Here is a 21945-nt window from a genome sequence, read left to right as displayed (position 1 = left end):
TGGTCGTGCCACCGTCCGTGGTCGTACCGCCGTCGGTGGTCGTGCCACCGTCGGTCGTGGTGCCACCGTCGGTGGTCGTGCCACCGTCCGTGGTCGCGCCACCGTCGGTCGTGGTGCCGCCGGAGATTCCACCCCCGATGATGCCGTTGGTGTCCTCTTCGCCGGTCTGGATGCCCAGGCCCACGTCCACCTGGGTCGTCTCGGAGCCGAGGCTGCCCACGGCCTGCGCGGCACCGGCCGCCGTCAGGGACGCACCGGCGATGATCACGGCGCCGGCCGCGACCCGCACCAGGCGGATCCGCGTCTTGTTCGTCATCTGGCTGCTACCCCCAGTAGCTCATCTCGTCATGGGGCAGCGCTCGGGGCCCGCGCAGCAGGGGCTCCGTCACGACTGGACCGGCCCCCGTTCGCACGCGTCCCAGAAAAGCGCATGCCAGTACGTCACCCTTCCGAGTTTCCGATGGGGCGTCAAGGTCGTTGCGCGTGCGATGCCCGAAAGATCACCAGGTGACCGACATGCGATGATGCAACTGTGACGTAAACCCTGAACTACGGGGTCTGCGACGGCAGTTCCCTTGTCGACAAAGCGCCCCGACGACCCCGCTTCCGCTTGCGTCAGCGAACGCGCGGGGCGCGCGCACGGGTGCGGAACGGCGCCGGGCCCCGCACCGAAGCGGTGCGGGGCCCGGACGCGCGGAGCGTGGGTTACTTGTCCTGCTGCTTGCGCCAGCGGATGCCGGCCTCCAGGAAGCCGTCGATCTCGCCGTCCAGGACGGCCTGCGGGTTGCCGACCTCGAACTCCGTACGGAGGTCCTTGACCATCTGGTACGGGTGGAGGACGTAGGAGCGCATCTGGTTGCCCCAGGAGCTGCCGCTGTCCTTGAGGGCGTCCATCCTGGCCCGCTCCTCCTGGCGCTGGCGCTCCAGCAGCTTCGCCTGGAGGACGTTCATGGCGCTCGCCTTGTTCTGGATCTGGGAGCGCTCGTTCTGGCAGGAGACGACGATGCCGGTCGGGAGGTGCGTGATGCGCACGGCCGAGTCGGTCGTGTTGACGCCCTGGCCGCCGGGGCCGGAGGCGCGGTAGACGTCCACGCGCAGCTCGGACTCGTCGATCTCGACGTGGTCCGAGGACTCGACGACGGGAAGGATCTCGACGCCCGCGAAGGAGGTCTGGCGACGGCCCTGGTTGTCGAAGGGCGAGATGCGGACCAGCCGGTGGGTGCCCTGCTCGACGGAGAGGGTGCCGTAGGCGTACGGCGCCTTGACCACGAAGGTGGTCGACTTGATGCCGGCCTCTTCCGCGTACGAGGTCTCGTAGATCTCCGTCGCGTAGCCGTGGCGCTCGGCCCAGCGCAGGTACATGCGCTGGAGGCGCTCGGCGAAGTCGGAGGCGTCGACGCCGCCGGCCTCGGCCCGGATGTTGACCAGGGCCTCGCGCTCGTCGTACTCGCCGGAGAGGAGGGTGCGGACCTCCATCTCGTCGAGGGCCTTGCGGACGGAGGTGAGCTCCGTCTCGGCCTCGGCGAGGGTGTCCGGGTCGTCCATCTCCTCCGCGAGCTCGAAGAGCACCGCGAGGTCGTCGATGCGCCCGCGCAGGGTCTCGGCCTTGCGGACCTCGGCCTGGAGGTGCGAAAGCTTGCTCGTGATCTTCTGCGCCGCCTCCGGGTCGTCCCACAGGGACGGGGCCGCGGCCTGCTCTTCGAGCACGGCGATGTCGGCCCTCAGCTTCTCGAGGTCCAGGACGGCCTCGATCGACCCCATGGTCGAGGAGAGGGACTTCAGCTCTTCGGATACATCGACGACTGCCACGCGTCCAGCGTAACGGCTCCGGGCCTGGAGCCGAACCTACGGCTGGGAGGACGGCCGGGAGTCCTGCGGCGCAGCCTCCCCGTCGCCGGTCGCGGCGAGGTAGCCGCCCGCCCCGAGCGCGCCCGCGACCACGACCGCCGCGACGGCCAGCGTGATGCGTCTCTTGCGGACCGCGCCCGCCTTGTGCCGGGCGGAGCCGGGGCGGCGGGCGCCCGCCGAGCGCGGGGCGCGGGCGGTGCCGAGGGGGCCGCCGGAGAGCTCGTCGGGGGCCGGGACCCGCATCGAGGTGTGGGTGTCGCGGTTGGAGTCGGCGGAGGCGCCGGGGACGAGCGGGACGGCGGCCCGGCGCGGCCCGGGTTCGCCGGAGCCGGCGGCGGTGGGGTAGGCGTCCTCCTCGTACTGCTCCGGCGCCGGCTCCGCGTCCGGCTCGTCGACGTCGAGCGGCGGGATGCCCTTGAGCAGCGGCAGGACGTCCTTGAGCCGGGTGGCGAGCTCGGAGGCGCGCAGCCGGGAGGCCGGGGCCTTCGCGAGGCACTGCACGATCAGCTGCCACAGCTCCTCGGGGATGCCGGGCAGCGGGACGACGGTCTCGGTGACGTGGCGGCGCAGCACGGCGCCCGGGTGGCCGCCGCCGAACGGGGTGAAGCCGGCGAGCAGCTCGTACAGGACGGTCGCGAGGGCGTAGATGTCGACGGCGGCGCGGGGCGGGAGGCCCTCGACGATCTCGGGGGCGAGGTAGTCGGGGGTGCCGATGATCCGGGTCGCCTTGGTGCGGCCGGGGGTGTCGATCAGCTTGGCGACGCCGAAGTCGGTGAGGAGGGCGGGGTGGGCGCCGCCGGGCCCGAGGGGGCCCTCCATGTCCAGGAGGATGTTCTCCGGCTTGACGTCCCGGTGGACGACGCCGGCGGCGTGCGCGGCGGCGAGGGCCTCGGCGACGTCGATGGTGATCGCGACGGCCGCCTCGGGGGCGAGGCGCCGCTCGCGGTCGAGGCGGGTGCGCAGGTCGGTGCCGCGCACCAGGTCCATGACGAGGGCGAGGTCGTTGCCGTCGACGACGAGGTCGCGGACCTTGACCACGCGGGGGTGGTCGAGGCCGAGGAGCGCGGTGCGCTCACGGACGAAGCGGCCGACGAGCTCCTGGTCGGAGGCCAGGTCCTCGCGCAGCAGTTTGACGGCGACGGGCCCTTCGGGCCCCTCGCCGAGCCACACCGTTCCGGCGCTGCCCCGCCCGAGGATCTGGTGGGCGGTGTAGCGGCTGCCGATGTTCCGTGCCAAGACTGCTCCCTCAGCGGCTGCGGTTACGCCAAAGCTACGCGTCCGCGGCCGCCGGTCGTCACTTCCGAGGGGAAATCACCCCTCGGAAGTCGATAAATCGGCAGTATTACTGTCCCGTACCGCCGGTAGTACCCCCGCCGGTCCCGCTGTCGCCCAGGCTGGAGACCCAGTCGGTGACCGAGGAGATGCCGTCGCCGATCGCCTCCCAGTACCCCTTGCCCTGCGCGACCCAGTCCTGGAGCGGGGTGAGCTCCCAGACGAGCCAGCCGGCCACGAAGAAGAGGACGATCATGATCAGACAGCCCTTGAGGCAGCCGAGGCCGGGGATCCGCACCGGGTTGGCGCTGCGCTGACGCGGCGGGCGCGGCTCGCGCTGCGCCGGGGCCTGGGGCGGCGGCTGCGGCGGCTGGTACTGCTGCTGGGGCGGTGCGTACTGCTGCGGCGGGGGCGCGTACTGCTGCTGCGGGGGCTGCTGCCGGTACGGCTGGGGCGCGGGCGGCTGCGGCGCGGGCCGCTGCGGCTGCTGCTGCCGGCCGTACGACTGCGGGGGCTGCTGGCCGTAGGCGCCGGGCTGCCGGTCCTGAGGGGGCTGCTGGCCGTAGGCGCCGGGCTGCCGGTCCTGCGGCTGCTGGGGCTGGCGCTGCGGGCGCCGCCGCAGCGGGTCCTGGCTCGGGTCCAGGTACTGCACCTGGGTCTGCTCGTTGCGGTCGCGGGCCGCGCGCAGCTGGCTCTGCCAGGGGTGCGGCTCCTCGGACGGCGCGCCCTGCGGCGGCTGCGGCGGCACGGGCGGCATGACGGCCGTCGGGTCGGCGGCGCCGCCGGTGGGCAGGACGCTGGTCGCCCCGGCGGGGTCGTACTGCGGGGCGCCGGCGCCGGTGGGCAGCACCTGGGTCGGGTCCGCGGCGCCCGGCGCGTGGGCGCCCGGGATCTCCGGGACCGGGGCGGGCGCCGGGTCCGGGGCGAGGAGGGCGCCGACGCCCTCCGCCGTCTCGATCTGGGCGGGCGTGGCGTGCACGCCGATGCCGGCCGCGACCGCGCGCAGGCCGCGGGCGAGGTTCACGGCGCTCGGGCGCCGCTCCGGGTCCTTGCTGAGACAGCGCTCTATCACCGTCCACAGGGGCCCGGGCACGGTCGAGGGGCGGCGCGGCTCCTCGCTGAGGTGCCGGTGGAGGACCTCGAGGGCGGTGCCGCCCGCGAACGGGGGCCGGCCGGTGACGAGCTCGTAGAGCAGGATGCCCGCGCCGTAGATGTCGACGGCGGAGGTCTGCGGACGGCCCTCGGCCGACTCGGGCGCCACGTACGCGGGCGTGCCGACGAACTCGTGGGTGCGGGTCAGGCCCGGGGAGTCCGCGAGGCGCGCGATGCCGAAGTCCGTGAGCATCGGGTGCATCTGGCCGCCCTGCTCGGCGAGCAGGACGTTGGCCGGCTTCAGGTCGCGGTGGACGACGCCGTCCGCGTGGCTGGCGGCGAGCGCGTCGGCGATCTGGGCCGTCAGGAGGGCCGCGGCGACCGGGGTGAGCGGGCCGCTCTCCCGGATGTACCGGTGCAGGTCCGGCCCCTCGACGAGGTCCATGACCAGGGCGAGGACGTCGCCCTCGACGACCAGGTCGCGGGTGCGCACGATGTTCGGGTGGGTGAGCCGGAGCAGGACGGACCGCTCGCGCAGGAAGCGCATCACGATGTCCGCGTCGTTGGCCAGCTCCTCCTTGAGGACCTTGATGGCCACGGTCTCGCCGGGCTGGCCCGCGACGGCCGCCTCGGCGCCCGCCGTCTCCCGCTGGCGGGCTCGCCAGACGGTGCCCGTGGCGCCGCGGCCGAGCGGCTCCTCGAGCAGGTACTTGCTGCCGATAGGCCGCACGTCACGCGCTCCCTGCTGATCGTGGTCCTGGGGTGGTCCTGGTGATGTCCCCGGGGTTCCTGTCCTCTGTTGTGACCCGTCCGGGTGTCCGACCCACTTTAGTGCCGCCGAACGGGTCACAGGCCGGTCGTCCACAGGCGGGTTCCGACGCGGTGTTCGAACCCCCGCCGGTGGCCCGGCGGGAACGGAACTTGTCCGGAAGAAGACGCTCCAGCGGGTGGGACGGTTGCCGCGCATGCCCCGAAGGGATGCCCAAGCGGGCGTTTTCGCGTCCACGGCCGACCATTCAAGATCACTTGTGGCCGACCCGCGGGCGTGTTGTCGGCGGCAGGTGCGAGGATGCCTCCAGCACGTCGCATCGGTGGGGTCGGGAGCCCCCGCGCCGTGCCGACCTGTACCGGACGACGTGTCCGTGCCGGGTGGGGGGATTCACCGGGCGGACCCCCTGCCGGCACCTCGCGCAGAAGGGACCGCTGACGGCGATGCAGATCCGGCTGACCGTCCTCGCGCCGTACGCCGGCCACGGCGCCGGGCGCGCCTGCGACGTGCTCGTCACGGCCCCCGCGGGCACGGCGCTGGCCGCCGTCGCCTCGAACCTGGCCGCCGCCGTCACCGGGCCCGACACCTCGGCCTCGGGCACGACCGTGCTCTACGCGGGCGCGGAGCGGCTCGACACCCGCCGCTGCGTCCTCGGCGAGCCGCCGCTCGTCGACGGCGCCGTCCTCGCCCTCCAGCTCCCCGGCCCGGACGACCGGGTGGGCGAGGCCGCGTCGGCCCGGCTGCACGTGGTCGCGGGCCCGGACGCCGGCGGGGTCCACCTCCTGCACGGCGGAGCGATCAGAATCGGCCGTTCCGTCGACGCGGACGTGCCGCTCGACGACCCGGACGTCTCCCGCGCGCACTGCACCGTGACGGTCGGGGACAACGGCCGGGTCACCGTCGCCGACCTCGGCTCGACCAACGGCACGACCCTCGACGGCGAGCCCGTCGGCGACCGCCCCGTCCGGCTCCGCCCCGGCGCCCTGCTGCGGCTCGGCGAGTCGGCGCTCCGCCTGACCGGACCCGGCGCTCCCGGCGGCGCGGACGCGGTGGCGACGGCCCCGGACGGCGAGGGCCACCTGCGGATCGCCTCCGGCGCGGACGGCCTCGGCGCCTCCGACGGGCCGGACCGCGGCGGGCGCGCCGGACACCCGGCCGGCGCGGCTCCCGGACTCCCCGCGGACGCCACCACCGGCGACGCGACGCACGGCGGGGCGCGCGGCGCCGCCCTGGGCGACGCGGCCGGCGGGACGTACGGCTCGGACGACCGGCACCCCGCTCCGTACGGCTCCGACGACCGCTCTCCCGGCCACGCGCGCGCGGGGGAGCCCGCCGACGGGCCCGGAGACGGCGGCGAGGCGCACAGCAGGACCCGGCATGCCCCCGGCGAGGAGGCGGCTCCGGCCGCCTCCGGCCGGGCGGGCGGCGGCAAGCGGGGGCTCGGCGCCTGGGCCCGGCGCCTGACGGGCGGCCGCGAGGAGCTGCAGTCCCCCGCCGGCACCGGCCCCGTCCCCGACACCCACGCCGGCGCCCGCGCGCACGTGGGCACGGCCGGCACCCTGCCCCGGGCCGACACCTGGCCCGACCCGGCCACCGTGCTGCTCACCGCCCTCGGCCCCGGCCCCCGGCTCTGGGAGCGGCCGGCCGGCCACCCCGAGGCGCTGGTGGTCCGGCTCGGCACGACCGACCGCGCCGAGCTGTCCGGCGTCCCGGTCACCGTCGGGCTGCGCGAGGCCGGTTCGCTCGGCCTGGCGGGCCCCGCCGCCCGGCTCGCGGGACTGGCCCGTTCGGTCGTGGCCCAGCTCGCCGCCCTGCACTCCCCCTCCGACCTGGAGATCGTGCTGATCAGCGCCGACCGGAACCGCTCCCTGGAGGAGCGGCGCCGTGCCTGGGGCTGGCTCGGCTGGCTCCCGCACGTCCGGCCGGCCCACGGCCAGGACTGCCGGCTGCTCCTCGCGTACGACCGCGAGCAGGCCCAGGCCCGTACGGCGGAGCTGACCCGGCGCCTGGACGACGGCCCGCTCGGCCCCGGCTGGCCCAGCGCCGACCGCGCGTCGGTCGCCGAGGCCGCGGCCCGTCACGACGGGCCGACGACGGTCGTGATCGTGGACGGCGACCCCGGTTCGGCGGCGCTGCGCGAGACGGTCGCGCGACTCGCGGGCGTCGGCCCGGCGGCCGGCATCCACCTCCTGTGTCTCGCCGAGGCGCCCTCGGCCACCCCGGAGTCGCCAGTGGCCGCCACCTACGAGGCCGCGTGCGCCGCCTCCCTCGCCTTCCGCGAGTGCGGGGCCGCCGCCCTGCTCAGCGGGGACGTGGCGACGGCTCTGCGGCTGCTGCGCACGGCCGGCGGGCGGGTCGCGGGCCACGGCACGGTCGGCGTGGTCGACGCGGTGTCCGTCGCCTGGGCCGAGCGGTTCGGGCGCGCCCTCGCCCCGCTGCGGACGGAGACGGCGGCCGCGCCGTACGGCCGGGCCGCCGCGCTGCCCCCCTCGGCCCGCCTCCTGGACGAACTCGGACTCGCCCGGGCCACCCCCGCCTCGCTGATGGCCCGCTGGGCCTCGGCCGGCGACGGGACGGCCGTGCTGGGCGCCGGGCCGCGCGGCCCGCTGGCGGTGGACCTCACCCAGGAGGGCCCTCACCTGCTGATCGAGGGCCCCGCGGGCAGCGGGCGCACCGAGCTGCTCCGCTCGATCGCCGCCTCCCTCGCGGCCGGCGGCCGACCCGACCGGCTCGGCCTGCTCCTGGTGGACGGCGCCGGCGGCGAGCGCGGCGAGGGTCTCGCGGCCTGTACGGAGCTGCCGCACGTCACCGAGCACCTGGTCGCCTCGGACCCGGTCCGCATGCGGGAGTTCGCGCAGGCCCTCGGCGCCGAGCTGAAGCGCCGGGCGGAGATCCTGGGCGACGGTTCGTTCGCCGACCGCCGAGGCGGCCGCGCCGCGGCCCCCGGCGACCGGCTGATCGGGCAGCGCTCCCCCAGCCCCGCCGAGTCGCTGCCCCGGTCCGCCCGCGCGACCGTCCGCGTCCCCGACACCGGCGACCTCACGGAGCGCCCGAGCGGCCGCACCCTCCGGACCGGCGACGGTTCGATCGGCTCCCTGCCCAGCGGCCGCAGCGGCCGTGCGCAGGACGCCGGCCGGGCCGAGCACCCCGGGGGCCGCGTCCCGTACCCCGGCGCGGACGACGTCACAGGCCGGAGCAGTGCCAGGACCCCGTACCCGGGGACGGGCGATCTCGTCGGCCGTCCCAGCGGCCGGACCCTCCGCACGGGCGACGGCGACCTCGCCGACCACCCGAGCGGCCGCGTCCCGCGCACCGGCGCCGACGACGTCACCGGCCGGAGCAGTGCCAGGACCCCGTACCCGGGGACGGGCGAGCCCGCGGCCCGTGGCGGCGACGGGTCGTTCGAGGAGCGGACGGGCGGACGCGGCCGCGCGGGCGGGGACGCCTTCCTGTCGGACACGCCCAGCGGGCGGCTGCCCCGGCGGGAGGGCGGGACGCTCGACGACCGCCCGAGCGGCCGGACCCTCCGCACGGGCGACGGCGACCTCGCCGACCACCCGAGCGGCCGCGTCCCGCGCACCGGCGCCGACGACCTCACCGGCCGGAGCAGCGGGCGCGTCCCCCATCCGGCCGCCGAGGACCCGACGGGGCGTGCCGGTGGCCGCTTCCCCCATCCGGCGGCCGAGGACGCGGGCGGGCGGATTCCGCGGCCCGCCTCGGGCGAGCAGGCCCCGGCGCGCGTGGCGGGTGCCGGACAGCTGCCGCGGCTGGTGGTGCTCGTGGACGACTACGACGCGCTGGTCGCCCCGGCGCTCGGCTCGCCCGGCCGCCCGGCGGCGGGCTCGGTCGTGCGGGCCCTGGAGGCCGTCGCGCGGCACGGCGAGCGCCTCGGGGTGCACCTCGTCGCGACCTCGGCGCGCCCGGACCGCACCGCCGACACGGAACTGGCCCACGGGGCGCGGCTGCGGATCGTCCTCGACACGCCACCGCCGACGGCGGGCCCGGACGTGCCGGCGGCCGGGCGGGGCCGCCTCGGGCATCCGGACGGCCGCGTGACCCCGTTCCAGGCGGGGCGCGTCACGGGCCGCATCCCCCGGACGGCGACGCTGCGCCCGACGGTCGTCCCGCTGGAGTGGGAGCGGATGGGCGACCCGCCCACCCGCCGCCCGGTCCGTGAGCTGGGCAACGGCCCGACGGACCTGGCCCTCCTGGCGAGCGCGCTCGACCGGGCGGCCCGCTCCGTGGAGGCGACACCGGTGGCTCCGCTGACCCCCGCGACCCACGGCTGACGACACGTCACGAGGCGGCAACGATCGCCCGCTTGACGCGGGAGGCGGTATTGCGGGGCTCCGTCGCCCGGCGTAGACCTGTCGGCACGGGACAGCGAAGCGCACGGGAGAGACGGGGCAGCGATGCGTACAACTCTTCGTCCACGCACGACCGCGGCGGCCATGACGGCGCTCGCGGCGCTGACCGCACTCGCCCTGGCGGCGTGCGGCGGCGAGTCCACGAAGGACCCGGGGCCGACGGCCGGCGGCGAACTGCCGCTGAAGGGCGAGAAGATCGAGGTCGCCGCCGTCTGGACGGGCCCCGAGCAGGAGAACTTCTCCAAGGTGCTGAAGGAGTTCGAGAAGCGCACCGGGGCGACGGTGACGTTCGTGCCCGCCCAGGACCCGATCGTGAACTTCCTCGGTACGAAGATCGCGGGCGGCGCGCCGCCGGACGTGGCGCTGCTTCCGCAGGTGGGCGCGATCCGGCAGGCCGCGGCCCAGAAGTGGCTCAAGCCGGCCGGCCCCGAGACCCGGGCCGCCTTGGCCGCGAACTACTCGCGCGGCTGGCAGGAGTTGGGGGCGGTGGACGGCACCCAGTACGGGGTGTACTTCAAGGCCGCGAACAAGTCGCTGGTCTGGTACAACGCCGCCGTCCTGGAGAACGCGGGCGCGTCCGAGCCGAAGACCTGGAAGGACTTCCTCGCCACCGCCGAGACGGTCTCGGCGTCCGGTGTCACCCCGGTCTCGGTCGGCGGCGCGGACGGCTGGACGCTCACCGACTGGTTCGAGAACGTCTACCTCTCGCAGGCGGGCCCGGCCAAGTACGACCAGCTGGCGCGCCACACGATCCCGTGGACGGACCCGTCCGTGACCGCGGCCCTGACCACCCTCGCGGAGCTGTTCGGCAAGCCCTCGCTGATCGCGGGCGGGACGAGCGGCGCCCTGCAGACGGAGTACCCGGCGTCGGTCACGCAGACGTTCACGGGCGGCGACCAGCCCAAGGGCGCGATGGTCTTCGAGGGCGACTTCGCCGCCGTCAACATCGCCCAGACCGAGGCGAGGATCGGGACGGACGCGAAGGTCTTCCCGTTCCCCGCGGTCGGCTCCGGCACCGCCCCGGTGGTGACGGCGGGCGACGCGGCCGTGGCCCTCAAGGACACCAAGGGCGCGCAGGCGCTGCTCGCCTTCCTCGCCTCGCCCGACGCGGCGAGGATCTGGGCGGCCGAGGGCGGTTTCCTCTCCCCCAACAAGGGCCTTGACCCGGCCGCCTACCCGAACGACGTCCAGCGCGAGATCGCCAAGGCGCTCATCGGGGCCGGTGACGACTTCCGCTTCGACATGTCGGACCAGATGCCGCAGTCGTTCGGCGGCACCCCCGGCAAGGGCGAGTGGAAGGCGCTCCAGGACTTCCTGAAGAACCCGAAGGACATCGCCGGGACGCAGGCGCGCCTGGAGGCGGACGCGGCGAAGGCGTACCGGGCCGCCGCGAAGAGCTGAGGCCCGGCATGGAGAAGGCGGCACCCGGGCCCCGGCTGCGTTCGCGGACCGGCGCGCGGAACAGGAAGGTGGCGGCGGGGTTCCTGCTCCCCGCACTGATCCTGCTCGGCGCGCTGGTCGTCTACCCGATCGGGTACTCCGTCCAGCGCTCGTTCTTCGACCGCTCGGGCTCCTCGTTCGTCGGCCTCGACAACTACCTCGCGCTGGTCACCGACGACTCGCTCCGCACCGCCGTCCGCAACAACCTGGTCTGGCTGGTCGTCGCCCCCGCCGTCGCCACGGCGCTCGGCCTCGTCTTCGCGGTGCTCACCGAACGGGTCCGCTGGGGCACGGCGTTCAAACTGGTCGTCTTCATGCCGATGGCGATCTCGATGCTGGCCGCCGGGATCATCTTCCGGCTCGTCTACGAACAGGAACCGGACCGCGGGGTCGCGAACGCGGTCTGGGTCGGCGTGCACGACACGTTCGCCGAGGCGTCGGGCTTCCCGCGGGCCCGGCCCCTGCCGGTGCACCCACTGGAGCCGGCGGGCGGCGGCGCGTTCGTCACCAAGGAGCCGGTCCGGGCCGGGGTGCCCGTACGGCTGCCGCTGATCGGGGTGGCCCCGGGGCGGATGCCGGAGGAGGCGCGGCCGGCCCGCGAGCCCGCGCCGCCGCCCGCGGGCACGGTCGCCGGGACGGCGTGGCTGGACTTCACCCGGGGCGGCGGCGGGCGGCCGAACGTCGTCGACCGGGACGAACGGGGTCTGGCGGGGCTGCGGATCGAGGCCGTGCGGGACGGGAAGGTGGTGGCCACGGCCACGGCGGCGGCCGACGGCACCTTCTCGCTGCCCGCCGACCGTGCGGAGGGAGCCGTCCTGAGGCTGCCCGCGAGCAACTTCCGCGAGCAGTACTCCGGCGTGGAGTGGCTGGGTCCCTCGCTCGTCACCCCGGCCGTCATCGGGGCGTACGTGTGGATGTGGGCCGGCTTCGCGATGGTGCTGATCGGGGCCGGGCTGGCGGCCGTGCCGCGTGAGCTCCTGGAGGCGGCGCGGGTGGACGGGGCGAACGAGTGGCAGGTGTTCCGCCGGATCACGGTGCCGCTGCTCGCCCCGGTCCTCGCGGTCGTCCTCGTCACCCTGATGATCAACGTCCTCAAGGTGTTCGACCTGGTCTTCGTCATTGCGCCGGGCTCTGCCCAGGACGACGCCAACGTGCTCGCGCTCCAGCTGTACCGCTCGTCCTTCGGCACGGACGCGGACCTCGGGGTCGGCTCGGCGATCGCGGTCGTGCTGCTCCTCCTCGTCCTGCCGGTGATGGCGGTCAACATCCGCCGCATACGAAGGGAGACCCGCCGATGACCTCGCCCGCCTCCCGGACCGCCGCCCGCACGGCGCCCCCCACCGCACGGACCGCGTCCGGGGCAGCCGGCCGGACGGTCTCGCGGGTCGCGGCGCTGGCCGCATCCGGCGCGGTCCGCGTCTTCCTCGTCCTGGCGGGGCTGTTCTGGCTGCTGCCGACGGTCGGGCTGCTGGTCTCCTCGCTCCGCTCGCCCGCCGACATCGCGGCGGACGGCTGGTGGCAGGTGTTCACCGCCCCGGCCCGGCTGACCACCGAGAACTACGCGCACCTGCTGGCGAACGGGACGATCACCGGCTCGCTGCTGTCCACCGTCCTGATCACCGTGCCGGCGACCCTGCTCGTGCTCGTCCTGGGCTCGTTCGCCGGGTACGCGTTCGCGTGGCTGGAGTTCCCCGGCCGCGACTGGTGGTTCCTCGGCGTGGTGGCGCTGCTCGTGGTCCCGGTGCAGGTCGCGCTGGTCCCGGTGTCGAAGCTGTTCGGCGCGGTCGGGCTGTTCGAGACGACGCTCGGGGTGGTCCTCTTCCACACGGCGTTCGGCCTGCCGTTCGCGATCTTCCTGCTGCGGAACTTCTTCGCGGAGATCCCGCGCGAGCTCCTGGAGGCGGCGCGGCTGGACGGCGCCGGCGAGATACGGCTCTTCGCGCGGGTGGTGCTGCCGCTCGGGGGTCCGGCGATCGCCTCGCTGGGCATCTTCCAGTTCCTGTGGGTGTGGAACGACATGCTGATCGCGCTGATCTTCGCGGACTCGCAGTCGCCGCCGATCACGGTGGCGCTCCAGCAGCAGGTACGGCAGTTCGGCAACAACGTGGACGTGCTCGCGCCGGGCGCGTTCCTGTCGATGGTGGTGCCGCTGGCGGTCTTCTTCGCGTTCCAGCGCCAGTTCGCGTCCGGGGTGATGGCGGGCGCGGTGAAGTAGGGCGGCGCTCAGGCGCGGAGGGCCGCCACGGCGGCGCGCGCGAGGTCGTCCGCGTATCCCGGCGGCGGGGGCGTGCGGACGACGGCGAGCCGCCAGTAGAGCGGTCCGACGATCAGGTCGAGGGCGCGCGCGGGGTCGGTGCCCTCGGGGAGCTCGCCGCGGGCGACGGCCTCGTGGACGATCCGGGTCACCACGCCCCGCTGCCCGTCGAGCAGCGTGGAGGTGACGGTCTCGGCGATCTCGGGGTGCCGGGCGGCCTCGACGAGCAGCTCGGGGATGACCTGTGAGGCGACCGGGTGGCGCAGGGCGTGCGAGGCGACCTCCAGGAGCGCGCGGACGTCGCCGTGGAGGGAGCCGGTGGCGGGCGCGGGCAGGCCCTGGGCGGCGAAGGCGCCGACGAGGTCGAGGACGAGGGAGAGCTTGGACTTCCAGCGCCGGTAGACGGCGGTCTTCCCGACGCCCGCGCGGCGCGCGATGCCCTCGATGGACATCCGGGCGAAGCCGACGGCCGCGAGCTCCTCGAAGACGGCGGCGCGGATGGCCTCGGTCACGTCCTCGCGGAGTACGGCGGCTCCGGCGGGGGCGCGGCGGGGGGTCGGATCGGTCATGACGGCATCCTAACCAGCGCCCACGTCACGACGAAACGGTTGCGTTCCGACGTGAAGGCGATCTACGCTCCCCTCATCGAAACGACGATACGGACCCGTCCCGTCGTCGCCGACGCTCCCGCACGCCCCCCGGGAGCGCCTCCGGAGCACGCCCACCGGGAGCCCGCCGGGCCCCCTCGCCGAAAGCGCCCGCCCGTGACCACGACCCTCGCTCCACCCCCGCAGCAGGCCCCCGAGGAGGATCTGCGCGCGCTCGCCCTCCGCCACGGCCTCACCGTCAGCGGCGCCCGCCCCTCGCTCCCCGCCTACGTCCGCCAGCTCTGGTCCCGGCGCGACTTCATCGCCGCGTTCGCGACGGCCCGCCTGACCGCCCAGTACAGCCAGGCGCGCCTGGGCCAGGTGTGGCAGGTGATGACACCGCTCCTCAACGCGGCGGTGTACTACGCGATCTTCGGCGTGCTCATGAACGCCAAGCACGGCGTCCCCGACTACGTCCCCTTCCTGATCACCGGCATCTTCGTGTGGACCTTCACCTCCGACACCGTGATGTCCGGCACCCGGGCGATCAGCGGCAACCTGGGCCTGGTCCGCGCCCTGCACTTCCCGCGCGCGAGCCTGCCGGTCTCGCTCGCGCTCCAGCAGCTCCAGCAGCTGCTGCTCTCGCTCGCCGCACTGGTCGCGATCCTCTTCGCGTTCGGCGAGTTCCCCACCTGGAGCTGGCTGCTCGCCGTCCCCGCGCTCGCCTGCCAGGCCCTGTTCAACACCGGCGTGGCGCTCGTCCTCGCCCGGATCGCGGCCCGCACCCCGGACATCAGCCAGCTGATGCCGTTCGTGCTCCGCACCTGGATGTACGCGTCGGGGGTCATGTGGTCGATCCAGAGCCTGGCGGGCAGCGGCCGCTTCCCGGACCCCGTGACGATGGCCCTCCGGTGCAACCCGGCGGCGGTCTACATCGACCTCATGCGGTTCGCCCTGATCGAGAGCTACACCTCGGCGCAGCTGCCGCCGCACGTGTGGGCACTGGCCGCCGGCTGGGCCCTGCTGGCCTTCGGCGGCGGTTTCGTCTGGTTCTGGAAGGCAGAGGAGACGTACGGCCGTGGCTGAGGAACGAAGGATCCCGACCGTCGTCGCCGACGGCGTCCACATCACCTACACCGTCCACGGCGGCCGGCCCGGCGGGCGGGGCAGCGCCACGGCGGCCCTCGGCCGGATCCTGAGCCGCGACCGGGCGGATCGGACCGGCCGCCGGGTCCACGCGGTGCGGGGCGTCAGCTTCGTCGCGTACCGGGGCGAGGCGATCGGCCTGATCGGTTCGAACGGATCCGGCAAATCCACCCTCCTCAAGGCCATCGCCGGCCTCCAGCCCGTCAGCGAGGGCCAGGTGTACACCCACGGCCGGCCGTCCCTGCTCGGCGTCAACGCGGCCCTCATGAACGACCTGACGGGCGAGCGGAACGTGCTCCTGGGCGGCCTCGCGATGGGCATGAGCCGCGCCGAGGTGCGCGAGCGGTACGACGACATCGTGGACTTCTCCGGCATCAACGAGAAGGACGACGCGATCTCCCGCCCCATGCGGACGTACTCCTCCGGGATGGGCGCCCGGCTGCGCTTCTCGATCGCCGCCGCCCGGAGCCACGACGTGCTCCTCATCGACGAGGCCCTGTCGACCGGCGACGCGCGCTTCCGCCGCCGCAGCCAGCGGCGGATCGACGAGCTGCGGGCGGAGGCGGGCACGGTCTTCCTGGTCAGCCACTCGAACTCGACGATCACGGAGACCTGCGAGCGGGCGCTGTGGCTGGAGGCGGGCACGCTGCGGATGGACGGGCCGGCGAAGGAGGTGGTGGCGGCGTACGAGGAGTTCACGGCCAAGCCGCAGGCCAAGACGACGAACAAAGAGGACATTGCGGGCTAAAGTGCGGTGGGATGACGCACGATCACCCTCAGTCGCCGCCCCGGGCCGACGGCGAGCCGCCGGTCCCGCCGCGGGCCGGCAGCGAACCCCCCGCCCTGACCGGGTCCCCCTTCGACTCGGACACCTTCACCTCCGCCACCTTCGTCACCGTCGGCCGCGGCCCCTTCCTCGGCCTCGCCGCCGTCTGGCTGCTCACCCGGGCCGGCATGCTCCTGCTGCTCCTCCGCGACAGCCTCGGCATCGGCGGAGTGGGCCGCGAGGTCGCCCTCTACGAGCACTGGTACGGCCAGTTCACCCAGGGCACCTTCCCGCCCGGCGACGTCACCTGGCAGTACCCTCCCGGCGCGGGGCTGGTGATCATGTCGCCGGGCATCCTGCCCTGGCTGACGTACTTCCAGGCGTTCGTCGCCCTCACCCTCCTCGCCGACGCGGTCGTCACCCTCGCCCTCGCCCGCGCGGACAGCGCGCGCCTCACCCACGGCGCCTGGATCTGGGTCTGCGGCCTCCCGCTCCTCCTCCACCTGCCGCTCGCCCGGTACGACGTCCAGACCACCGCACTCGCCGTCCTCGCGCTCCTCGCGATCGGCGCCCGCTCGACCGCGGCCCACCAGCTCGGCGGGGCGCTCGCCGGCATCGGCGCCATGGTCAAGGTCTGGCCGGTGCTCACCCTGATCGGCACCCCCCGGGGCCGTACCACCCGCGAGGCGTGGACCGCCGCCGCCGTCACCGCGCTCGCCCTCCTCGCCACCCTCGCGCTCTTCTTCTCCGAGTCCCTGGGCTTCCTGCGCCAGCAGGGCAGCCGCGGCATCCAGATCGAGTCGCTCGGCGGCACGGCCCTCGCCGTGGCCCATGCCTCCGGCGCCTGGCCCGGCCGGGTGGAGTTCCGCTACGGAGCCTTCGAGTACGTCGGCCCGTACGTCTCCAGCCTCGGCCACCTCGCCCTGCTGCTCACCGTCGTCGCCCTCGGCTGGCTGCTGCTCTGGCGCCTCCGCGCCCACCGCTGGACCGCGGCCACCCCGCTCGACGCCGCCTTCACGGCCGTCCTGCTCTTCACCGCCACCAGCCGGGTGATCAGCCCGCAGTACATGATCTGGCTGATCGGCCTCGCCGCCGTCTGCCTGACCTCCCGCCGGACCGTGATGCGCCCGGTGGCGCTGCTCCTCCTCCCCGCGGCCGGGCTCAGCGCGCTCGCCTACCCCGTCCTGTACGCCGACGTCATCGCCGGCACCCCCACCGGCGTGACCGTCATGCTCCTCCGCAACGGCCTCCTACTCGCCGCGGCCCTCCTCGCCGCCCGCCGCCTGTGGACCTCGACGGTCACCGGACCGCCCGAGCAGACCGCCTGAGAGCAGGTCCTCCGGGACACGCGGAAGGGCCCCGCCGGAACACCGGCGGGGCCCTTCGCGGTCACACGGCTAGCTGTGCGTACGGAGCAGCGTGCGCATGGTCCGCATCGCCACCGACAGGTTCGCCAGGTCGAAGGTGTCCGAGCCCTGGATCTCCTCCAGGGTCGTCCGCGCGCGGCCCAGGATCGCCGCGTTCTTCTCCTCCCACGCCTTGAACCGCTCCTCGGGGCTGGTCGTGCCGTTGCCCACGGTCAGGACGTCCGCGGTCAGCGCCGCGTGCGCCGCGAAGAGGTCCTCGCGGATCGAGGCGCGGGCCATCGACTGCCAGCGGTCGGCGCGCGGCAGCTCGATGATCCGGTCCATGAGGTCGGTGATCCGCAGCCGGTCGGCGAGGTCGAAGTAGACCTCGGCCACGGCGAGCGGCTCCTTGTCCATCCGGTCCGCGATCGCGACGACGTCGAGGATCGGGAAGGCGGAGGAGAAGCCGGCGACCCGCAGCGCGAGCTCCTCCGGCACGCCGAACCCGGTCAGCTCCTCCAGGATCGACTGGTACCACTCCAGGTCCGCGCCGCGCAGCAACTGCGGCAGCTGCGTCCAGACCTCCTCGACGCGCTCGGCGAAGAAGTCGATGGTCTCGCCGATCTGGAGCGGCTGCGGCCGGTTGTTGAGCAGCCAGCGCGTGCCGCGCTCGACGAGCCGGCGGGAGTGCAGGCGCATCTGGGTCTGGACCTCGGCCGGCACCCGGTTGTCGAGGGCCTCGACGGCGTCCCAGACGTGGCCGAGCCGGAAGACGGCACGGGCGGCGGTCTGCGCCCGGACGATCTCCTCGATCGACGCGCCGGTCTCCTCGCGGAGGCGGTGCAGGAAGGTCGAGCCACCGGTGTTGACGGTGTCGTTGACCAGGACCGTCGTGATGATCTCGCGGCGCAGGGCGTGGTTGTCGACGGCCTCGGTGAACTTCTCGCGCAGCAGCGTCGGGAAGTACGCGTGGAGCAGTCCGCGCAGGTACGGGTCGTCCGGCAGCTCGGTGCCGATCAGCTCCTCGGCCACCGTGATCTTGGTGTACGCGAGGAGGACGGCGAGCTCCGGCTGGCTCAGGCCCCGGCCGTTGTTGAGCAGGTCACGGACCTGCCGGTCGCTGGGCAGGAACTCCAGGGAGCGGTCGAGGCTGCCGTCGCGGCCCAGGCGGCGCATGAACCGCTGGTGGGCGTGGAGCAGCGACGGCGACTGGGCGACGGCGTTGGCCAGGGCGGTGTTCTGCGCGTAGTTGTTGCGCAGGACGAGCCGGCCGACCTCGTCGGTCATCTCCGCGAGGATCTTGTTGCGCTGCTTGACGGTCATGTCGCCCTCGGTGACGAGCCCGTTGAGCAGGATCTTGATGTTGACCTCGTGGTCGGAGGTGTCGACGCCGGCGCTGTTGTCGATGGCGTCGGTGTTGACCTTGCCGCCCTCGCCCTCGGGGCCGCCGGTCCGGGCGAACTCGATGCGGCCGAGCTGGGTGGCGCCGAGGTTGCCGCCCTCACCGATGACCTGGGCGCGGACGTCCTGGCCGTCGACGCGGATGGCGTCGTTGGCCTTGTCGCCGACGTCGGCGTTGGACTCGGCCGACGACTTCACGTACGTGCCGATGCCGCCGTTCCACAGCAGGTCGACGGGGGCGTGCAGGACGGCCTTCATCAGCTCGGCCGGGGTCATCTTGGTGACGCCGTCCTCGATGCCGAGGGCGGCCCTGACCTGCGCGTTGACCGGGATCGACTTGGCGGTGCGGGGGTGGATGCCACCGCCGGCGGAGAGCAGCGAGGTGTCGTAGTCGGCCCAGGACGAGCGGGGCAGCTCGAAGAGGCGGCGGCGCTCGGCGTAGGAGGTGGCCGCGTCCGGGTTCGGGTCGATGAAGATGTGCCGGTGGTCGAAGGCCGCCACGAGCCTGATGTGCTCGCTCAGCAGCATGCCGTTGCCGAACACGTCGCCGGACATGTCGCCGACGCCGACGACGGTGAAGTCCTCGGTCTGGGTGTCGTGGCCCAGCTCGCGGAAGTGGCGCTTGACGGACTCCCAGGCACCGCGGGCGGTGATGCCCATGCCCTTGTGGTCGTAGCCGGCCGAGCCGCCGGAGGCGAAGGCGTCGCCCAGCCAGAAGCCGTAGTCCTCGGCGACGCCGTTGGCGATGTCGGAGAAGGTCGCGGTGCCCTTGTCGGCGGCGACGACCAGGTAGGTGTCGTCCTCGTCGTGGCGGACCACGTCGGACGGCGGCACGACCTCGCCCGCGACCAGGTTGTCGGTGATGTCGAGCAGCGCCGAGATGAAGGTCTTGTACGAGGCGATGCCCTCGGCCATCCAGGCGTCCCGGTCCACGGACGGGTCCGGGAGCTGCTTGGCGACGAAGCCGCCCTTGGCGCCGACCGGCACGATGACGGTGTTCTTCACCATCTGCGCCTTGACCAGGCCGAGGATCTCCGTACGGAAGTCCTCGCGGCGGTCGGACCAGCGCAGGCCGCCTCGGGCGACCTTGCCGAAGCGCAGGTGGACGCCCTCGACGCGGGGCGAGTACACCCAGATCTCGAAGGCGGGGCGCGGGGCGGGCAGGTCGGGGATGACCTGCGGGTCGAACTTCATCGACACGTAGGCGTGCGGGGTGCCGTCGACCGACTTCTGGAAGAAGTTGGTCCGCAGCGTGGCCTTGATGACGGTGAGGAAGGAGCGCAGGATGCGGTCCTCGTCCAGGCTCGCGACCTGGTCGAGGGCGCCGTCGAGCTCCTCCAGGATGCCGTCGATCAGCTCGGTGCCGGCGCGCTGGCGCTCCGGGGCCATCCGGGCCTCGAAGAGGGAGACGAGCAGCCGGGTGGTGTGGACGTTGTTGCGGAGGGTGTCCTCCATGTAGTCCTGGCTGAACGTCGCACCGGCCTGGCGCAGGTACTTGGCGTAGGCGCGCAGCACCATCGCCTCGCGCCAGGTGAGCCCGGCGGAGAGGACGAGGGAGTTGAAGTTGTCGTTCTCGGCCTGGCCGGTCCAGGTGGCGGAGAACGCCTCCTGGAAGCGCTCGCGGGCGTCGTCGCCGACGTAGTCGCCGCCGTTGCCGCTGGGCGCGGGCATCCGCAGGCCGAAGTCGTAGATCCAGGCGTGACTGCGGTCGGCGCAGCGCAGCTCGTACGGGCGCTCGTCGGTGACCTCGACGCCGAGCCGGTTGAGGACCGGCAGGACGGCGGAGAGCGAGATCTGGTCGCCCGTCTTGTAGATCTTGAAGCGGCGCTCGCCGGGGCCGGCGGCGACCGGCTCGTAGAGGGAGAGCGCGAAGTCCTTGCCGCTGGCGGCGAGGGCCTCCATGCGGACCAGGTCGGCGACGGCGGCGCGCGGCGAGTGGTCGGCCTTGTAGCCCTCGGAGAAGGCGCTGCCGTAGCGGCGGAGCAGCTCGGCGGCGCGCTCCTCGCCGAACTCGGCGTTCAGCGCCTCGCCGAAGCCGTCGGACCAGGAGCGGGCGGCCTCGACGAGCCGGGCCTCGATCCGGTCGACGTCGGCGTCGGTGAGCTTGGCGAGCTCGGTGCCGGGCTTCACGCGGACGACGAAGTGGAGGCGGGAGAGGATCGACTCGGTGTTCCAGGCGGTGAAGTCGACGCTGGTGCCGTCGAGCTCCTCCTTCAGGATGTCGATGATCCGCAGCCGGACGCGGGTCGTGTAGCGGTCGCGCGGCAGGTAGACGAGGGCCGAGTAGTAGCGGCCGTACTCGTCCTGGCGCAGGTAGAGACGCAGCCGGCGGCGTTCCTGGAGGTACAGGACGCTGGTGACGATGGACTGGAGCTGGTCGACCGGCGTCTGGAACAGCTCGTCGCGCGGGTAGGTCTCCAGGATCTGGAGCAGGTCGCGGCCGTCGTGGCTGTTCGGCGAGAAGCCGGCGCCCGCGAGGACCTCCTGGACCTTGCGCTTGACGACCGGCACCCGGCGGACGGACTCGGTGTAGGCGGCGGACGAGAACAGGCCGAGGAAGCGGCGCTCGCCGACGACGTTGCCGTCGGCGTCGAACTTCTTCACGCCGACGTAGTCGAGGTACGAGGGGCGGTGCACGGTCGCGCGGCTGTTGGCCTTGGTCAGGATCAGCAGCTTGTGCTCGCGCGCCTTGGCGCGGGCGTCGGCGGGCAGCCGGCTGAAGGAGGGCGAGACGGGGTGGGCGTGGTGGCCCTCCTCGTCGCCGGCGTGCTGCGGGTCGGAGCGCAGGATGCCGAGGCCGGTGCCGGGCACGGCGGTCAGGGCGTCGCCGTTGACCAGCTCGTACTCGCGGTAGCCGAGGAAGGTGAAGTGGTCGTCGGCGAGCCAGCGCAGCAGCTCGCGGGCCTCCTCCACCTCGGTCGGACGCAGGTCGGAGGCGGTGGGCTCGGCGGGGAGCCCTTCGGCGATGCGCAGCGCGGCGTCGCGCATCTTCTCCCAGTCCTCGACCGTCTCGCGGACGTCGGACAGGACGCGCAGCAGGTCGGCGGTGATCTGCTTGAGGTCGGCGCGGTCGGTCTCGCGGTCGATCTCGACGTGGATCCACGACTCGGTGAGCGCGTCGTGCGGCAGCTCGCCGTCGATCTGGGCCGCGAGGACCTCGATGAGCCTGCCGGTGACGTCACGGCGGACGAGGACCTGCGGGTGGATCACGACGTGGATGCCGCGGCCCTGGCGGGACAGCTCGTTGGTGACCGAGTCGACGAGGAAGGGCATGTCGTCGGTGACGACCTCGACGACGGAGTGGCTGCTGGTCCAGCCGTTCTCCTCCACCGTCGGGGTGTGGACGCGCACGTTCGCGGTGCCCTGCGGGCGGTTCTCCGCGAGCCGGTAGTGAGAGAGCGCGGCGCCGAACACGTCGACCGGGTCGCGGTCGCCGAGGTCTTCGGGCGCGGTGTGCAGGTAGTAGCGCTGGAGGTAGTCGAGCACGGTGTCCCGGTCGGGGCGCTTCCCCGCACCGTCCGGGCCCGTCGGAAGTCGCCCCCCGACCGGGCTGTGCTCAGCTACCCGGGCGGCCCTTTCGAGCAGCTCGGCCTTTGCTTCGTCCAGCTTGGTCTGCATGTCCTCTGACTCCTGTCGCGCGCCGTTGCGTGACGTCGG

Annotated in this window: 12 protein-coding genes and 1 pseudogene; 7 read left to right on the top strand and 6 right to left on the bottom strand. The window is 74.0% G+C overall.

Annotated features, from left to right (window positions below; genetic code table 11):
• The 4 genes and pseudogenes from AB0424_RS13475 to AB0424_RS13460 form a co-directional block, all read right to left on the bottom strand.
• Positions 1-316: pseudogene (locus tag AB0424_RS13475) on the bottom strand (hypothetical protein); the annotation flags it as partial.
• A 389-nt stretch (positions 317-705) separates the two neighbouring features.
• Positions 706-1809, bottom strand: coding sequence for a peptide chain release factor 2 (gene prfB / locus AB0424_RS13470; protein WP_366304852.1), 1104 nt, complete (start codon positions 1807-1809; stop codon positions 706-708).
• A 36-nt stretch (positions 1810-1845) separates the two neighbouring features.
• Positions 1846-3084 carry a serine/threonine-protein kinase gene (locus AB0424_RS13465; RefSeq protein ID WP_366304850.1) on the bottom strand — a complete coding sequence of 413 codons (1239 nt, stop codon included), beginning with the start codon at positions 3082-3084 and terminating at the stop codon, positions 1846-1848.
• Between the two features lie 106 nt (positions 3085-3190).
• Positions 3191-4942 (bottom strand): serine/threonine-protein kinase, encoded by a 1752-nt coding sequence (locus AB0424_RS13460; RefSeq protein WP_366304848.1) that lies wholly within the window; start codon positions 4940-4942, stop codon positions 3191-3193.
• Between the two features lie 482 nt (positions 4943-5424).
• On the opposite strand from AB0424_RS13460, the gene AB0424_RS13455 reads away from it, so the two are divergent.
• The 4 genes from AB0424_RS13455 (at position 5425) to AB0424_RS13440 (ending at position 13003) form a co-directional block, all read left to right on the top strand.
• Entirely contained in the window at positions 5425-9270 is a 3846-nt protein-coding gene (locus tag AB0424_RS13455; RefSeq protein ID WP_366304847.1) for an FHA domain-containing protein, read from the top strand.
• Positions 9271-9432: 162 nt separating this feature from the next.
• Positions 9433-10749: an ABC transporter substrate-binding protein gene (locus AB0424_RS13450; protein ID WP_366304845.1), complete on the top strand. Its 1317-nt coding sequence runs from the start codon at positions 9433-9435 to the stop codon at positions 10747-10749.
• 8 nt (positions 10750-10757) lie between these two features.
• Complete coding sequence (locus AB0424_RS13445) at positions 10758-12086, top strand: sugar ABC transporter permease (RefSeq protein WP_366304843.1); 1329 nt, start codon at positions 10758-10760, stop codon at positions 12084-12086.
• Positions 12083-13003 (top strand): carbohydrate ABC transporter permease, encoded by a 921-nt coding sequence (locus AB0424_RS13440; RefSeq protein WP_366304841.1) that lies wholly within the window; start codon positions 12083-12085, stop codon positions 13001-13003. The genes AB0424_RS13445 and AB0424_RS13440 overlap by 4 nt, the downstream gene beginning before the upstream one ends.
• 8 nt (positions 13004-13011) lie before the next feature.
• Here the strand turns inward: AB0424_RS13440 and AB0424_RS13435 are convergent, their stop codons facing one another.
• Entirely contained in the window at positions 13012-13611 is a 600-nt protein-coding gene (locus AB0424_RS13435; protein WP_366304839.1) for a TetR/AcrR family transcriptional regulator, read from the bottom strand.
• A gap of 195 nt (positions 13612-13806) precedes the next feature.
• On the opposite strand from AB0424_RS13435, the gene AB0424_RS13430 reads away from it, so the two are divergent.
• The 3 genes from AB0424_RS13430 to AB0424_RS13420 are packed head-to-tail and all read left to right on the top strand — an operon-like array spanning position 13807 to position 16869.
• A complete protein-coding gene (locus AB0424_RS13430) occupies positions 13807-14715 on the top strand; it encodes an ABC transporter permease (protein ID WP_366304837.1) in 909 nt (302 codons plus the stop codon).
• A complete protein-coding gene (locus AB0424_RS13425; protein WP_366304836.1) occupies positions 14708-15523 on the top strand; it encodes an ABC transporter ATP-binding protein in 816 nt (271 codons plus the stop codon). Before AB0424_RS13430 ends, AB0424_RS13425 begins: the two co-directional genes overlap by 8 nt.
• A gap of 11 nt (positions 15524-15534) precedes the next feature.
• Positions 15535-16869, top strand: coding sequence for a glycosyltransferase family 87 protein (locus AB0424_RS13420; protein ID WP_366304834.1), 1335 nt, complete (start codon positions 15535-15537; stop codon positions 16867-16869).
• A gap of 69 nt (positions 16870-16938) precedes the next feature.
• Here AB0424_RS13420 and AB0424_RS13415 read toward each other — a convergent pair whose 3' ends face one another.
• Entirely contained in the window at positions 16939-21906 is a 4968-nt protein-coding gene (locus AB0424_RS13415; RefSeq protein WP_366304832.1) for an NAD-glutamate dehydrogenase, read from the bottom strand.
• Between the last annotated feature and the right edge of the window lie 39 nt (positions 21907-21945).

It is taken from the genome of Streptomyces sp. NPDC051180, from assembly GCF_040689545.1.
GTDB lineage: Bacteria > Actinomycetota > Actinomycetes > Streptomycetales > Streptomycetaceae > Streptomyces.
Note: the sequence above shows the minus strand (reverse complement) of the source record. Positions and strands in the feature narration are given on the sequence as shown.

Bases quoted from the DNA above. Each gene is read 5' to 3' on its own strand.
- AB0424_RS13445 (WP_366304843.1), top strand. From the start codon at position 10,758: ATGGAGAAGGCGGCACCCGGGCCCCGGCTGCGTTCGCGGACCGGCGCG.
- AB0424_RS13450 (WP_366304845.1), top strand. From the start codon at position 9,433: ATGACGGCGCTCGCGGCGCTGACCGCACTCGCCCTGGCGGCGTGCGGC.
- AB0424_RS13420 (WP_366304834.1), top strand. From the start codon at position 15,535: ATGACGCACGATCACCCTCAGTCGCCGCCCCGGGCCGACGGCGAGCCG.
- AB0424_RS13440 (WP_366304841.1), top strand. From the start codon at position 12,083: ATGACCTCGCCCGCCTCCCGGACCGCCGCCCGCACGGCGCCCCCCACC.
- AB0424_RS13415 (WP_366304832.1), bottom strand. From the start codon at position 21,906: ATGCAGACCAAGCTGGACGAAGCAAAGGCCGAGCTGCTCGAAAGGGCC.
- AB0424_RS13455 (WP_366304847.1), top strand. From the start codon at position 5,425: ATGCAGATCCGGCTGACCGTCCTCGCGCCGTACGCCGGCCACGGCGCC.
- AB0424_RS13435 (WP_366304839.1), bottom strand. From the start codon at position 13,611: ATGACCGATCCGACCCCCCGCCGCGCCCCCGCCGGAGCCGCCGTACTC.